Genomic DNA, 15,157 nt, shown 5'->3' with positions numbered 1-15,157 from the left:
AACCTGTGCCTATCGCGAAAGACCTTTTGACCCCGTCGACGCCCTCCCGAGCCTATCGCGAAAGACCTTTTGACCCCGTCGACGCCCTCCCGAGCCTATCGCGAAGGGTGCGCGACCCTGTCGACCCCCAACCCACTCCGCTCGCGAACCTCCTGAAACGCCACAGAGCAACGCGGGCGCCCCGTCGCATCTCCCAACCTCCGAGATGCCCCGGCGCGCCCGCGCTCCGAACGGCCATCTGCGTCGCGCCAAAAGGCGCTCAGTCGCAGGGATCCTCATTCACATTGTCGATCAACAGATCGACGGGCGGCGTCTCCAATCCCTCCAGAAACGCCTCGATCTCGCAGCGTTTCACGTTGGGCAGATCCAGAAAACGCGCGCCCTGATGGATATGCTTCATCGACGCCAGCCCTTCGATCGACTCCAGCGACGCCAGATCGTGCAATACGAAGGTCTTGGTCTCCCGCAGCGCTCCGAAATCATCCATCGACGTCAGCGCCCCCAGATGGCGGAGCGCGAAGAAGTTGACGACCTCCAGACTGGAGAAGCCGCTCAGGTCGGTGAGCTTGTGGGCGCTGCTGATTTCAAGTCGGAAACTCTGCTCGGTGGGAAGGCGCTCGTCCAGCGGTTCGACAAGCTCTCCAATCTCTCGAACATTCTGGAACGCCGTGATCGCCCGAAGCTCGGGATGGGATTTTATCTCCACACGAGCATCGATACGCTCCAGCCTGTCGAACCCTCGAAACGCTTCCAGCGCGTTGCCGCTTTCGAGAGCAACCCCACCCAGGCGCTCCACCGAGGAAAACCCATCCAGGATTTTCAGGTCATACTGGGACAGATAGAAGAGCTCTCCGAGCCGTGTCAGATGATGGAAACTATCCAGTTCGGTGACATCGCTCAGGCCTCCGAGATTAAAAAACGCGACGTGGGTGCATCCCTCTTCACATAAACGCGGGATGTCGTCGGCGCTTAAGGGTTTGTAATCAGGCGGGTTCTCCGAGCAGTCTTGGAGTTGTCCAGGGGAACACTCGGCGGCGATCGCGTTGGGGTCGGTGCAGCCGATGGCGAAAAGCAGAAGGGGGGAGAGGAGGGCGTAGGTGTGGCGAGTCATGAGTTAGCTCGGGTTGAGGTTTATTAAAAATGACATGATAGAGGGCGTGTGAGGCCACGCACCAAAACATGGAAAAAACTCTGGATGATCGGAGATGGACCGTCGAGTAGGCGTTAAAATCAACGCGACCCTGGTAGCAACGTGTCATTCGTGTGGGTGAATGCGACGGTGTATTAGCGGTGAGTATTTAATGTGTTCAATGTTTATAAAAGCAACGCGACGTGCTCCGGCGCATGCGCGCATGGGTTCTTCGTCAGAAATTTATTTATGCCTGCATTTGGCACTTATGGCATAACCAGGCATGCCATGTGAATGATCGAAAGCCCCCCGCTGACCCTTTTGTAACGCCGAGCTCCGGATGACCCTCCCCCAACGCCCCCTCCCCACCCTCCTGCTCACCCTCCTCCTGGCCGCCGGCTGCGGCCAGTCCGACTCGCCGCCCCCAACAACCCTCGATACGGGTAGCCCCGATGTGGAGGGGGATGCCGGGGGGGAGGGTGACGTCGACGCGCGGCCCGACCGGGTGGTGGCCGATATTCTCTTTCCCACCGAGACTTTTGTGGTGCAGCTCGACACCATCCTTCGGCCCGAGGCGCAGGCGGTGAATGCGGCCGGCGAGGAGCTGGATGTGCGGGTGAGCTTCGAGAGCAGCGATCCGGCGGTGATGGAGATCTCGTCGGCGGGTATTGCGGTGGGGCGCGCGCCGGGGGTGGTGACGCTGACCGCGCGGGCTGGCGAGGTGCAGAAGGAGTGGCCGGCGCGGGTGGTCTCGGCGCCGGTGGCGAGCGTGGATGTGGTGCCAGCCAACTACACGCTGCGCCTTGGCGAGGCGGTGGAGTATGTGGCGGTGGCGCGCGACGCCGGCGACGTGGTGATCGACGATGCCGGTCAGCCCACCTGGACGACCACCGACATGGGGGTGGCCTCGATCGACACCCGCGGCATCGCCCGCGCGCTGAGCGTGGGGACAGTCGAGGTGGTCGCGACCATCGAGGGCGTGGAGGGGCGCGCCACGCTGGAGATTGTGGAGGCCCCGGTGGACGCGGTGGCGATAAGCCCGCGCAACGCCCCGGCGATCTACCCGCTGGGCAGTTTTGAGCTGGATGCGATGGCGCTCGACGAGGAGGGGGATCCGATGCCCTGGGTTCAGCTGAGCTGGGCGTCGTCGGACACCTCGGTGGCCACCGTTGACGGTGGCGTGGTCACGGGCGTGGCGCCGGGCAGGGCGATGATCTCCGCGTCGGTGGGCGACATCGTCGATGAGGTGGAGATCGAGGTGATCTTCTCGGTGCAGGAGGTGTTCGCTGGAGAGGAGGCCGGATGCGTGATCTCGGGGGAGCAGCTTTATTGCTTTGGCCAAAACAGCCAGGGCCAGCTCGGGGTGGGGGATCTGAATGAGCGCCTGGCACCGGTGCGCTTGGGCTACGGCCCGGGGTTGCGCGACGTGAGCCTGGGCGGCGGGCATGGCTGTCTGGTCAACGCGGCCGGCGAGCTCTACTGCTGGGGCCGCAACGACTACGGGCAGGTCGGGAGGCCCGGCCTGACGACGGAGCTCTCGCCGCAGCGGGTGGATGGACGCACCTACCTCGCGGTATCGGCCGGCGCGGAGCATACCTGCGCGGTGGAAGATACCGGCGATATCTACTGCTGGGGCCGCAACGATGAGCGTCAGGCCGGACATTCTGGCGCGTCGGCGAATATCCCCCGCAAGGTTGGCGGCGGCCATGATTTTGTGCTCGTTGCCGCGGGAAGCCGCCACAGCTGCGGGGTGACCAGCGATGATTTTGCCTACTGCTGGGGAGCCAACGACCGCGGCCAGCTCGGCGACGGCACCACCACCGCCACTCCGAGCGAGGTGCCCGCGTTCATCAGCGGCGGCTACACCTTCGCGTATCTGGAGGCCGGCGAGGACTTCAGCTGCGGCTTAAGCCCCTCGGGGCTGCCGGTATGCTGGGGGGCTGGCGAGCGCGGTCAGATCGGCAACAACGCCACCGCCGACGTCAACGTGCCGCGCACGCTTGCGCTTCCCGTGGGAAGCGGGCTCTCCGCACTGACTGTGGGGCGCGATCACGCCTGCGGCCTCTTCGCCGGCCAGGCGCTCTGCTGGGGGGCGTTTGAAGACGGCCGTCTCGGACGCGCGCTCAGCGACGACCAGTCCAGCCCTCAGGCCGCGAGCTTCGCGCAGCGTTTTGTGCAGATCGACGCCGGCGACGGGGTGACCTGCGGGTGGACCGAAGATCTGGAGATCTTCTGCTGGGGTCAGGCGCCGGGCGCCGGCGCTGTGCCGGCGGCGGTGGAGTTCGAAGACTATTGAGTTCGAGCGCCGGCCTTGCCAGGAGCGCCGCGCATAAAACACAAAAAAGGGCCCCGCGGGGCCCTTTTTTGTTGCGATGTGGCACCACGCTCAATCGATGCAGTACCCCATCTCGGCGTGGCATTTGCCCTCGACGCAGGCGCCACCCTGGGCGCATTCGGCGTCGGTGGTGCAGGAGGTGCGCAGGCAGGTGTTCTCCGCCGAGCAGGAGAAGTTGTCGGGGCAGTCGCCATTCTCGCAGGCGATCGCTTTGCAGTGGCCGTCTGCGGCGCAGAACTCGGCCTCGGCGCAGCTGCTGTCGTCGGTGCAGCGGGGCAGGCAGTAGCGGCCAATGCCGTCGCAGGCGCAGCGGGTCGTTTCGGCGCGGCGGCAGACCTCGTTGGTGCCGCATTCGGTGTCGTCGCCGCAGCCCCTCATCTGACCGGCGGGCACGCAGGTGCGGGGCGCGCAGTAGGTGTAGCGCTCATGCTGGACGGGCGTCAGGCAGGTGCTGCTCTCAAGCGCGAAGCAGTCTTCCTGACTGTTGCACATGCCCAGATCGTAGGTGGTGGCGGGCAGGGTCAGGTCGAAGTCAAAGCCGTTGAGACACCATTGGGTCTCGCCATCGGAGTCGAGCAGGTGCAGCACCAGGTCGCTGATTCGGCCGGTGACCGAAGCCCCGGCGCGGGTGCCGATCGCGCTGAGCGTCATCTCGCCAGCGGCGGTGTAGAAGTAGTTCTCGCAGGTGTAGGGGGTGGGGTTGGCGTCGGGGGCGCAGCCGGTCCATCCGTTCACAAAGGCGTTGGTCGGCACGTCCTGCTCGGGGGTGCTCATCACGAAGGGGTCGTAGTCGGCCAGATCGGTGCTGCTGCCCTGGGGCCAGTAGATGACCAGGCCGCGGGTTTCGCCGTTCTCGTCGGGCTCGCCGCGGAAGATGGCGTTGATGCCGTTGTGGTCGTAGCGCGCAAACTCAAGGGTGCGAGGGCCAAAGCCGCTTAAGTCGCAGCCGGGCACGGGGTCGTCATCCCCGACCTCGGGAGTGGTGTCGGCGTCGGGAGTGGTGTCGGCGTCGGGGGTGGTGTCGGCGTCGGGGGTGGTGTCGGCGTCGGGAGTGGTGTCGGCGTCGGGGGTGGTGTCGGCGTCGGGGGTGGAGCCCGTGTCCGTGTCAACCACTCCGGTGTCTGGCGAGGTGTCGGTGTCACCATCGTCGGAGGAGCAGGCCAGGGGGCTGGCGAGCATCAGCAGCAGGAGGAGGCCGAGGGTCTGGCGAGTGAACATGTGCATGGTTGGAACCTGTGTGATGTGGGTTTGAGCGGGTGCGGCGTGATGACGACACGCAGACCTTCATCCACCTGCTTCAAGCGCAGGGGGGCGAAGGGTAGGCGTCGATCAAAAGACCCGGCTGCGTGGGCGGCAGCCGGGCTTTTCGGTGTTGAGAAGCGAGGATCAGAACTGGGAGGCGCAGGCGCCAAAGCCCTCGTAGCAGCGGCCTTCGACGCAGCGTCCGCCCTCACAATCGACATCGATCATGCAGGTGGTGCGCTCGCAGATGTTGTCGATGGTGCAGGCGAAATGGGCGGGGCAGTCGGGGTTGGCGCCGAGGCCCTGGCAGGGGATCGGGCCGCAGTGGCCATCGTCGCCGCAGGCTTCGCCGGCTTCGCAGTCCATGTCTTCAACGCAGCGGGGCTGGCAGATGGGCAAGTCCGCGCTGCAGGCGCATTCGTGCATCGGCGCGCGCTGGCAGACGCCGCCGGCGCCGCAGGACTCATCGTTCAGGCAGAAGGTCAGCTCGGAGTTACAGCTCTGCGGCGGGCACATCGCAAGACGCCGGGCCTCCTCCGGATCAAAGCAGGCGCTGCCGTTGCAGTCCGCGTCGGCACGGCACTCGCCAGGGGCGGGCACGTTGGAGATGACGCCAAGATCGAAGTCGAAGGCGTCGATGCACCAGCTCGTCTCACCCTCGGAGTCCGGCACATCCATCACCAGGTCGGAGAGCTCGCCGGTGAGGCGCTCGCCAGTGAGCGTGCCCAGGGCGCTGAGGGTGAGGTTGCCCGACTGATTGAAATACGAGACCTCGCAGCTGTTGATCGAGGGGAGTACGCCGGGGGTGCAGCCGGTGTAGCCGACCACGACGATGGCGTTGGCGCGGCCGCTGATAAAGGGGGTCAGCACGTAGGGGTTGTAGTCGGCCACGTCGCTGCTGGCCTCGTAGCCAAAGTTCCAACGGATGGTCAGGCCACGGGATTTGCCCTCGCTATCGGCTTCCCCCAGAAAGGACGCCAGGAGCGAGGGGCCGAAGGTGACGGTGGCGTCCTCCAGGGTGAGGGCGTCAAAACCGTTCTGCGGGCAGCTCGGGGTGTCGTCGGCGTCGGGAGTGGAGTCGGCGTCGGGGGTGGTGTCGGCGTCGGGGGTGGTGTCGGCGTCGGGAGTGTCGTCGGCGTCGGGGGTGTCGTCGGCGTCGGTGTCGACCGCCCCGGTGTCGGGAGTGGTGGTGTCGCCATCGTCGGAGGAGCAGGCCAGGGGTGCGGCGAGCATCATCATCAGGAGGAGAGCGAGGGTATGGCGGGGAAGCGTGTGCATGGTCATGTCGCTCACGAGACGTGGATTGTCATTACGAAAAAAACGAGGTGGGGAGACATATTGTTACAAGTGAGAGGCGACAATAGTTAATTCGTCCACATCGCGGGCGGGGAAGACCTCCGAGGGGAAGAGCACGACGCCGGTTTTTGGGGGGTGAATGAGCGCGGGGAGCAGCCAGAAGGAGAATGCGGGCTCAGGCAGTCACGGCGCGGCCCAGACGCTGGCCCCTGCGTTGAGAGCGGCACCGTTGATCCCCGGCTGCGCAGCGCGTGAAGGGGTGGGTTTGCGATGCCGCGGCGGGCTTACGTCGATGTGTCGGGAGGGGAGGTCACGATGAATTCAGACACGACGCATGGCGTGAGCTGGGGCAGAATGCGATGCCCAATGCCCTGTGACCGGATATGACGTGCGAGGAGAGTTTTGAGCCATGTTGTGCAGATTGCCCACGCCGCCTACCGCCTTGATGGCGATGATCATGGATGGTTGCACGAGCTTCTGGGGATGATGGGCCCCGGGCTCGATCGGGGGCGAGGGCTGGTGGGGTTTCGCTGGCGGGTGGAAGAGGGGCGGGTGATGCCCGAGGAGTTCATCACCCGCGGAGGTCGCGAGGGTGACGAGGCGATGTTTCGAGCCTTACTTCAAAACCTCGACCCGACACGGGCGCGCCTGGCCTACGAGAAACCCTATTGCTACCGAAGTCTCTCGGAGATCGCGCAGGAGCATCCGGCCTTAGATGATCTGCGAGACGACTCGGACATGCAGCAGCTGGCCCATGAGCGTGACGTGATTGACTTTGAGATGCTGCGGGTCGATGAGTCGCGCTGCCGGGGGTGGATGTTCAGCGTGATGCGCGATGAGGTGGCCGGCGTGGAGCCGGCGCGTCGCGCCCTCTGGGAGCATGTCGCCGCGCATATCGCCGCCGGAGCGAGGTTACGCCGTCGGCTGGATCGGGCGGATCTCGAGAGCGCCGCTGTCGTCTACGATCCTCGTACCGATCGTCTTGATGTTCGCGACAACGCGCTGAAGCCTTCTGCGCGGCGAGAGACGATTCGGGCCATGATCGCCGCGCGCCGTCATGCTGACACGCTGGCCGAGCATCGCCCGATGGATGCGATGAAGTTGTGGCAGGGGCTGGTGGCCGGACGCTGGTCGTTGCTGGATATGGTCGACAGCGACGGCCGCACGTACACGGTTCTGCGGGAGAACGCCGTCGATGTGCGCAGCACTGTGCGTCTGAGCGAGCGAGAGCGACAGGTCGCCTATCTGGTGGGGCGCGGCCATCACACCAAGCTGGTGGCCTATGAGCTGGGGCTTTCGCCCTCGACGGTGCGCTCCCAGCTGCGCTCGGCCATGCTCAAACTCAACGTCGAGGGCCGCGCCGGGTTGATTCGTCTGGTCAGCTCGGTTTTTGAGGCCCAGAGCCCGGTGTCGGTGGATGATGCCGCGCTTCTTGCGCTCGCGGAGCAGCCCTGCAACCTGCCCGTGCAACTCAGCGAGGCCGAGCGCGATGTGGCCCGCCAGGTCTACGAAGGCCTCAGCAATGAGGCCATCGCGACGCGCCGAAAGACCTCGCCGCGAACCGTGGCCAACCAGCTGCGTGCGATCTACAGCAAGTTAGGGTTGAGCTCGCGCGAGGAGCTCGTGCAGCTCCTCGGCGGTGCTGAGCCTGGCTGAGGGGGGACGAAGAGCCGCTCAGGCTGCTCCGTCGGCGGCCTCATCTTTTGCGGGTTTGATGCGGCTTACCAGGCTGAGCAACGCGACGATGATCGCGCCGATGATCACGCCCAGGAGGCCGTCGAGCCCGTAGCGCAGCGCCCCGGAGAGGGGGCCGGCCGCGTTCGCCAGGTTGTGGAAGAGGTGCTCGATGGGGGCGATGTTATGGGAGAAGATGCCCCCGCCGACCAGAAACATCGCGACCGTGCCAAAGATCCCCAGCCCCTTCATGATCTTTGGCGAGGCGTTGAGCAGGAAGCTGCCCAGGGCGCTCTCGCCATCGTTCTTCTTGATGAGCTTGAGGCCCAGGTCGTCGATCTTGACGATGCCCGCGACCAGCCCGTAGACGCCGACGACCACGATGACGCTGATGGCGATGAGCGCGCCGAGCTGAGTGACAAAGTCGGTGGTCTGTTCGGCGACGGCGGCCAGGGCGATGACGATGATCTCGGCCGAGAGGATGAAATCGGTGCGAATGGCCCCCTTGATCTTCTCTTTTTCAAAGGCCACCAGATCGACGTTTTCGTCGCGGGCGGCCTGTCGAAGCTCGTCGTGCTCGCGTTTTTCTTCGTCCTTATGAAAGAACTTGTGGTGGACCTTATGCGCGCCCTCGTAGGCCAGAAAGGCGCCGCCGACGAGCAGCAGGGGAACGAGCAGCCAGGGTAAGAAGGCGCTGATCAGCAGGGCGGCCGGGATGAGGATGACCTTGTTGATCATCGCCCCTCTGGCCACCGCAAAGATCACCGGGAGCTCACGGTTGGCACCAAAGCCGGTGACCTGCTCGGCGTTCACCGCCAGGTCGTCGCCGATAAGTCCGGCGGTCTTTTTGGCGGCGACCTTCGTCATCACCGAGACGTCGTCGAGGAGCGTGGCGATATCGTCGATCAGCGTAAGCAGGCTTGTTCCGGCCATAACTCAAATATCCTTAAAGGCGTCTGGGTCCTGAGAAAAACGTCAGCGAATGCCCTGCGTATACCATAGAAAAATCAGGGACCGGGAGTGTTTGACGAGGATTTATTTGAGCCTGCACCCTCCGGTTGCGCCGAACCCCGGAGCGCCCTAACGTATCTGCACACGCAGTAAAAATCAGTCGGCTAGCCCAGTGGGGGCGGCCCCTTTGCATGGAGAGAACCATGAGCGCGAATGTGCAGTTGACGGACCTTCTGAACTATCGCCAACCCACCGCCGGCGCGATGCTCTTTGCGCTGCAAAAGCAGCACGCGCGCCTGAGCCCGCAGGCGGGGCAGCCGGCCGAGATCGACAACGCGGAGCTCAAAGGCATGGTCGAGGAGGCCATCGCCGTGAACACCGAGAGCCGGGCGCTGGCCTTCGACTGGCGAAACCAGCGCAAGACCGCGCCGCTGCGGCGCGAGGGCATCGCCGAGGTCGACGCCCGCGCCGACCGCGCGCTCAGCCAGCTGGCGCGCGCCATCGCGAACTGGGCCGAGCTTGAGCTCGACCACCCCAACCGCCAGATGGCCCGCAAGCTGCAGGCCGCGCTCTTCCCCGAGGGCGTCGGGGTGACCACCTCGCTGCGCTACGAAGACCAGAACGCCGCCATCGATGAGCTTCTGGGGCGGCTTCGCAGCGACTACACCAGCCAGATCGACGCGCTGGGTCTGCAGATCCATGTCACGCAATTGACCACGGTGAACGCCGAATACACCGAGCGCCTCTCGGGCCTGCAGAGCGACGCCCTCACCTACGACCAGGTGCAGGAGGCCCACCGCGTCGGGCTTGAGGCGTATTTCGCCGTGATCCTGCGGGTGTGGAACGACTACCTGCAGGAGCCGGCCACCCGCGCCCTGCTTCTGGCGCCGGTCGACGAGCAGGAGCAGCGCGTGCGCGCGTATTATAAGCGCCGGCGCATCGCCCCTCCGATCGACCCGGAGACCGGCGAGGTGCTGGATGATGAGGTGAGCGGGCTGGACGGGGAGGAGGAGGCCGAGCCGGTCGCCGACCCCAGCCCCGCGCTTGATACGCTCTAATCCGCGCCAGACCCACCCACACGACGCCCCGGACCGCTCGATGCGGCCCGGGGCGTTTTTGCGTTGGGGCGTTTTCAGATTTTCTGCCAGCCGTAGGGCCCCGACCCCTCCAGGTACCCCATCCAGATGCCCCCTTTTGCCCCGCGCCTTTTTGAACATGGGGGATCCCGATGCCCCCTTGAGACCCCCGGGGGCTCTGAAGCTGGCGTTTTATGCCGGCCGCAGAGCCCCGACCCCTGTGCCCCCCCCATACACATGCCCCCCAAAAAGCCAACGCCGCCGCGCAGGGGGGGATGTGAGTGGGGGGTGGGGTGGCCTCAGGGGCCTCAAGACGCCATAAAAGCGCAAATTTTGCGTCAGGCGCGCGCCGGGCCCCCCATGCCGATCCCCCCCTCGGTGGCTCGGGAGGGCGCGGGGGGGCATGTGGGTGGGGGGGAGGGGGGGTATGGGGGGCGATCACGCCCCGGGATTCGGGACATCGCGTAGCGGGCGGGCACAAGACCCGCCCCTACAACGTAGGTGAGGTAGGACCGAATCCACCTCTCTGACAGGGGCGCCCCTTGTGGGCGCCCGCGCCTACCACCCCGTCAGCGCGCCGCGCTCTGCTCCGGCAAGACCCAGTCAAAGTGCACAAGCCCCCGGGGCTCTTTCGCCAGGTCCACCTCCGGGTCGATAAATCGGCTGGAGGGCCGCCCGTTGAGCGAGAGGTGGGCGTCGGCAAAGACCTGCGGCTCGGCGACCCCGCGGCTGCGAAAATCCTCGGCGATGTGGTGGGCGAGCTGCAGGATCATGTCGGGGCTGCCGGTGGCGAGTTGGAGCTGGCGGTCGTTTAAAAAGCTGCGCGGGTAGACCACCCAGCGGCGCTCGCTGTTGGCGTCGCGCACCTCAAATTTCAAAAAGCCGCTCTTCTCGATGAGCATCACGCGCCAGGAGAAGCGCCAGCCCTCCTGGTTCCAGAGTACGTTGCCCGGGTAGAGGAGGTGGCGCATGGGCACGAGGAGTTGCACGGTCACGTAGAGGGTCAGCGCCGCCATGCCCACCTGCCGCAGCAGCGGGGAGCGAGCGGGCAGATGCTCGGGGAGCTCGGGGGCCTGGTAGGGCTCTTTTTTGAACCTGGCCCAGAGCCTGCGCGGCCAGTCCGGATCAAAGAAGAGAGGCGTGAGCGCGATCATGATCAGCGGAAAGAGCCCGATGTTAAACAAGAGCCCCGTGGCCACATGGAAGACCACCACGGTCAGGTAGGCCCAGAGCCGGGTGGGGCGCCAGAGCAGAAAGAAAAGGATCGTGAGGTCAAAAAGGCATCCGGCGATGCTCATCGCCTGGCCCAGCCAGGGCAGATCGAAGAGGTGGCCTACCAGCGGAAAGTCGGTGCGGGCGGCCAGCCAGATCGTCATCGGCTCGCCATGCATAAGCCAGTCTTTTTCGAGCTTGGCGACCCCGGCGAAGAAGTACACGCAGCCCAGCTGAAAACGCACGATCCACAGGCACCAGGCGGGCATCGCCTCGCGTTTAAGCTCGGGCCTGCGCCGCACATCAAGCGAATAGGCCCGATGCAGGGGCATGAAGATCATCAGCAGGGCGACGAGGCTGACGAAGTAATAGTGGTTTAAATACGCGGTCTTATCGATCAGCTCCACATACGTGAACATCCCAAAGACCAGCGCGATGCTCGCCCTGTAAAAAAGCCCGGCGGCGACACACAGGCCCAGAAGCCCCATCAGGGCGTAATGGACGTGCATGCCGATGCCGGGCCAGGGTTTCACCCCATCAAACCCCCAGTAGGTAAAATGGTACTCGGGGGTGACGTAAAGGTCGGAGACCCAGCCATAACCCAGGTAGCGCGCCGCGCCGACGAAGATGGCGATGCCGAAGGCGGCGCGAAAAAAGGCCAGGGCGGAGGCCGGGACCGGAGCGAAGAGGGCGCGCATTTAGTCGTTATCGCCTTCCACGGTCGTGGGGTTGATGCCCAGGAGCGTGGAGACCTCACCGCTGATGGCCTGGTTGAGCTGATCGACCGCATCAATGGCGGCCTGCACCGCGTCGGCGTCGTTGACAACCGTCTCGGCCAGGGGCTCGTTGAGGGCTTCAAGCGCGCTGCGGGCCGCGGTGATGCGCTCGCGTACGGTCTGGTCGACGTTGCCGGCGGCCTGGCGGAACTGCACGTAGTCGCTCAGGCCGATCGTCTCGTCGCTGCCAAGGTAGAGGCGCTCGACGCCCTCAAAGGCCCAGAGCGCGTGGTCCACCGAGGTGTTGGAGTAGGGGGCTTCGACCTCTTCGGGCATCGGCGCGCCTTCATTGCCCATCAGCGGGACACCGAGCTTCATCTCGGAGATCTGCACCAGGGCAAAGAGCATCGTGCCGGTGACGGCTGTGAACGCGTCCTGCTCGGAGGGGAAGGCGTCGGAGGAGCCCGCTTCCACAAATTGCGTGAGGTAACCACCGCCCTCGGGGGACCAGCGGGTGTGGTATTCGGCCACGATGCCCGCGGCGTGATCGGTGACCGCCAGGAGGTATTCGCAGCGCTTCTCGGGCAGGTGCTCGGCGTCGGTGTAGGCGGCCAGGGTGTCTGCGGCAGCTTCGGGAGCGCCGAAGAGCAGGTAGCCCGCGGCCGGGAAGCCGTAGACGCGATCGCGGTAGTCGAGGCTCGTGAGGTAGGCCTCATCGATGGTCGCTTCGGTGTCGAGCGCGGCCTCGATGTTTTCGCCGCGGCCGGGCCATTTATCGACGTTCATCGACATCTGCACCCGGGGCACGCGCGCGGGGCCGAAGGAGAAGGACTCCGAGCGCTTCAGCGGGGCTTTGACGGCGAGCCAGGCGTCGCGGGCGGCGTCGAGGTTGACCGCCGATGGGTCGGCACAGAGGGTCTGCGCCGCACCATGGAGCTCCTGCGAGGCGGTGTGGAGCGCGTTGACGGTGGGCATGATCACGCCGGTGCCCATGTCCTCAATGACCGCGCCGCGATCGAACTCGGCCTCATCCTCGCCACAGCCCACAACGAGGGCCATGCCCGCCAGGGCTGCGGCGGAAAAAGCGGTGATGGTGCGAAGCGTCGTGCGATTTAGTGCGTCCATCGAAGTCCTCCAAAGATGTGTCGAGGCATGCCGGGCTGAATGCCCCGTGGCGAGCGCGAAGCGATGTAGGTCTGATCCAGAAGATTCTTGGCGACGGCGTAAACCGTCAGGTTCAAAGGCTCAAAGGTGTACGAGACCTGAGCGCCCAGGAGAAAGCGCGGGTCGATCTCGCCGCGAAGCCCGTCGGTGGAGGGCTCCACGGACTCGACCTTGTCGGTGAATTGCGCGCCGACGTAGTTGGCGTCGGCCTGCACGGTGAGGCCCGAGGGGTGCACCAGGCCCACGCGGGCGGCCACCTGATGCTCGGGGGCGTAAGGCAGGGACTGCCCCTGAAGGGCGCCGCTCCAGCCTTCGCCAAACTCGCTGTGCACGTAGGTGTAGTTGGCCATCACCGGGATGCCAACGCTTAAGCCCAGCGCTTTGCCGGCGTCCAGGCTTACGCTGGCTTCGGCGCCCATATGGGTGGACTCACCGCCGTTGATCACGCCCTCGGCCACCGCGCCGCCGGCTTCATTGGGGGCGACGACCTGGTTCTGGAAGTCGAGCAAAAAGGCGGCCAGCTCGGCCGTCAGCCAGGTGTTGGCACGCAGCCGTGCGCCCAGCTCGTAGTTCCAGGAGGTCTCGGCCTCCAGCGTGATGGTGTCGCCATCGGTGGTCACCGCATCTTTGGTGCGGGGCGGGGCCCAGCCGCGGTGCGCGCCGGCAAAGAGGATCAGGGGGCGAGCCACTTCAAAGGAGAGGCCGACGCCGGGGAGCAGCGCCATGATGTGGTTGGCGTTCTCCGGCGCGGGGTTGAGATCGCCGGGCGCGCTGCTGCCATCTTCGTGCTCGACCTGGTGGCGGTAGATGATCTGGTTGGTCCAGAGGCTCTCCAGACGCGCGCCCGGCGAGATGATCAGACGCTCGTCCAGGAGCATAAAGCGGTTGAGGGCGTAGGCGGCAAGGGCGTAGCCCAGGCGCTCCTGATCGGTGGCGATCACGCCCGAGGAAGAGGCGGCGTGCTCGCCATTGATGCGCTCTTCGTCGGTCTGCTCGTAGTGAAAACGCACGCCGGTCTGCAGCTCGCTGGTCAGCGCGCCGGCGCTCCAGGCCAGCGTGAGACGAGGCTCGACGCCGGCGATGTTGAACTCGCGGTTGCGGTTACCGGAGGAGTCCCGAAAGAAGATCGTCGAGCCGTCTTCGGGAGCGTTGGCGCTGCCGGTGATGTCGCGGCCCTGGCCGTCGATGATGCGCTCGTAGTCGAAGCCGCGGTCGCTGCGGTCGAAGTCCTGGCGGCGCCAGTTGCGCGCGATGTTATGCGCGTAGAAGCGCGTCTCCAGGATGGCGCTATCGCCCAGAAACGCCGCGTGGGTGAGCGAGGCGGCGTAGCGGCGCAGCGTGAACTGGTCGTTCTCGGCGAAGTTGAAGTCGGGGTTCGTCTCGTACTGCGGCGTTGTCAGCCCCAGATAGGTCGAGGCGGAGGTCTCGTCGTAGATGCCCAGGCTGAAGGTCAGCGCCTGATTGTCGGCCGGGTTGCCGGAGAGTTTCAGGTTAAAATCGCTGCGCACCAGGTTGAGGTTGCGCGGGCCGGTAAAGCGCTGGTGCATGCCGCTGACCAGGTAGCCAAAGCCCTCGTGGGTGTTGCCCACCGAGAAGCGCCCGGAGCCGTAGCCGTAGGTGCCGCCGGAGAGGTCGGCCGTCATCGCAAACTCCTCGGGAGGAGCCGGGGTGATGTAGTTGATCACCCCGCCGATGGTCTGCGGCCCGAAGAGGACCGAGCCGGAGCCCTTCACAACTTCGATGCGCTCCACGGTGTCGATCGGCGGCACATAGTACATCTCGGGCTCCCCGTAGGGGGCCAGCGCGATGGGCACGCCGTCTTGAAGCATCAGGACTTTGCGGCTGCGGTTGGGGTTCAAGCCCCGGATGCCGATGTTCTGGCGCAGGCCCATGCCCTCTTCATCCTGCACCGCCACGCCGGGGACCATCTGCAGGGCCTCGTTGGCGTTGAGCGGGCGCTGGCGCTCGAGCTCTTCGCGGGTGATGACCTCGGCGCTCCCGGGCACCGCCTCCAGCTCGTCGGGGGCTTCACCAATGACATGGATCGCTGCGGCACGGGCGCGCTGGCGGGTCACGTTATCGGACGGTTCCCCGGGTGTGGCGCTGGATTCTTCGGTGTTTTCAGCGGCTTGTGTGGACTCGCCGGGAGCATCGGTCGCCGATGCGGTGTCGTCACCGGGCTGAGCGAGCGCGGAGGTGGGCAGCGCAAAGGCCAGAAGAAGCAGGGAGGGGGAGAGCACGCGCGGGATACGACTCATGATGAGATGCCGGGGAAGGTCGGAATCAGCAGAAGAGGGACAGTCCTCGGTGAAGCAGACGTGGGGTGGCGGGCCGCCTCGTCGAGGCGGCCCGCCAGGACGCC

General features: G+C 65.5%; 10 protein-coding genes. 3 read left to right on the top strand and 7 right to left on the bottom strand.

Annotated elements, in window-relative coordinates:
• Positions 1-259: 259 nt before the first annotated feature.
• Positions 260-1,111, bottom strand: a complete 852-nt coding sequence (locus tag EA187_RS19410) for a hypothetical protein (protein WP_127781368.1) — start codon at positions 1,109-1,111, stop codon at positions 260-262.
• A gap of 358 nt (positions 1,112-1,469) precedes the next feature.
• Here EA187_RS19410 and EA187_RS19405 point away from each other — a divergent pair, with 358 nt between their 5' ends.
• Complete coding sequence (locus tag EA187_RS19405; protein ID WP_127781367.1) at positions 1,470-3,425, top strand: Ig-like domain-containing protein; 1,956 nt, start codon at positions 1,470-1,472, stop codon at positions 3,423-3,425.
• A gap of 90 nt (positions 3,426-3,515) precedes the next feature.
• Here EA187_RS19405 and EA187_RS19400 read toward each other — a convergent pair whose 3' ends face one another.
• Complete coding sequence (locus EA187_RS19400) at positions 3,516-4,688, bottom strand: hypothetical protein (RefSeq protein ID WP_164856413.1); 1,173 nt, start codon at positions 4,686-4,688, stop codon at positions 3,516-3,518.
• 162 nt (positions 4,689-4,850) lie between these two features.
• Positions 4,851-5,990 (bottom strand): hypothetical protein, encoded by a 1,140-nt coding sequence (locus EA187_RS19390; RefSeq protein WP_127781365.1) that lies wholly within the window; start codon positions 5,988-5,990, stop codon positions 4,851-4,853.
• Between the two features lie 414 nt (positions 5,991-6,404).
• Here EA187_RS19390 and EA187_RS19385 point away from each other — a divergent pair, with 414 nt between their 5' ends.
• Positions 6,405-7,658 carry a helix-turn-helix transcriptional regulator gene (locus tag EA187_RS19385; protein ID WP_127781364.1) on the top strand — a complete coding sequence of 418 codons (1,254 nt, stop codon included), beginning with the start codon at positions 6,405-6,407 and terminating at the stop codon, positions 7,656-7,658.
• 18 nt (positions 7,659-7,676) lie between these two features.
• Here EA187_RS19385 and EA187_RS19380 read toward each other — a convergent pair whose 3' ends face one another.
• On the bottom strand, positions 7,677-8,609 hold the full coding sequence (locus EA187_RS19380) for a DUF808 domain-containing protein (RefSeq protein ID WP_127781363.1): 933 nt from the start codon (positions 8,607-8,609) through the stop codon (positions 7,677-7,679).
• A 221-nt stretch (positions 8,610-8,830) separates the two neighbouring features.
• On the opposite strand from EA187_RS19380, the gene EA187_RS19375 reads away from it, so the two are divergent.
• Positions 8,831-9,685: a DUF6261 family protein gene (locus EA187_RS19375; protein WP_127781362.1), complete on the top strand. Its 855-nt coding sequence runs from the start codon at positions 8,831-8,833 to the stop codon at positions 9,683-9,685.
• A gap of 587 nt (positions 9,686-10,272) precedes the next feature.
• Here EA187_RS19375 and EA187_RS19370 read toward each other — a convergent pair.
• The 3 genes from EA187_RS19370 to EA187_RS19360 are packed head-to-tail and all read right to left on the bottom strand — an operon-like array spanning position 10,273 to position 15,053.
• Complete coding sequence (locus EA187_RS19370) at positions 10,273-11,613, bottom strand: HTTM domain-containing protein (protein ID WP_127781361.1); 1,341 nt, start codon at positions 11,611-11,613, stop codon at positions 10,273-10,275.
• Positions 11,614-12,756, bottom strand: coding sequence for an imelysin family protein (locus tag EA187_RS19365; RefSeq protein WP_127781360.1), 1,143 nt, complete (start codon positions 12,754-12,756; stop codon positions 11,614-11,616). It lies immediately after the preceding gene.
• The gene (locus EA187_RS19360; protein WP_127781359.1) at positions 12,744-15,053 is read right to left on the bottom strand and encodes a TonB-dependent receptor family protein; all 2,310 of its coding nucleotides are present in this window, start codon (positions 15,051-15,053) and stop codon (positions 12,744-12,746) included. The genes EA187_RS19365 and EA187_RS19360 overlap by 13 nt, the downstream gene beginning before the upstream one ends.
• Positions 15,054-15,157: the final 104 nt, after the last annotated feature.

The sequence above is a fragment of the Lujinxingia sediminis genome (assembly GCF_004005565.1).
Classification (GTDB): domain Bacteria; phylum Myxococcota_A; class Bradymonadia; order Bradymonadales; family Bradymonadaceae; genus Lujinxingia; species Lujinxingia sediminis.
The sequence above is the reverse complement of the archived record's forward strand: the minus strand, read 5'-3'. Positions and strand labels throughout refer to the sequence as shown.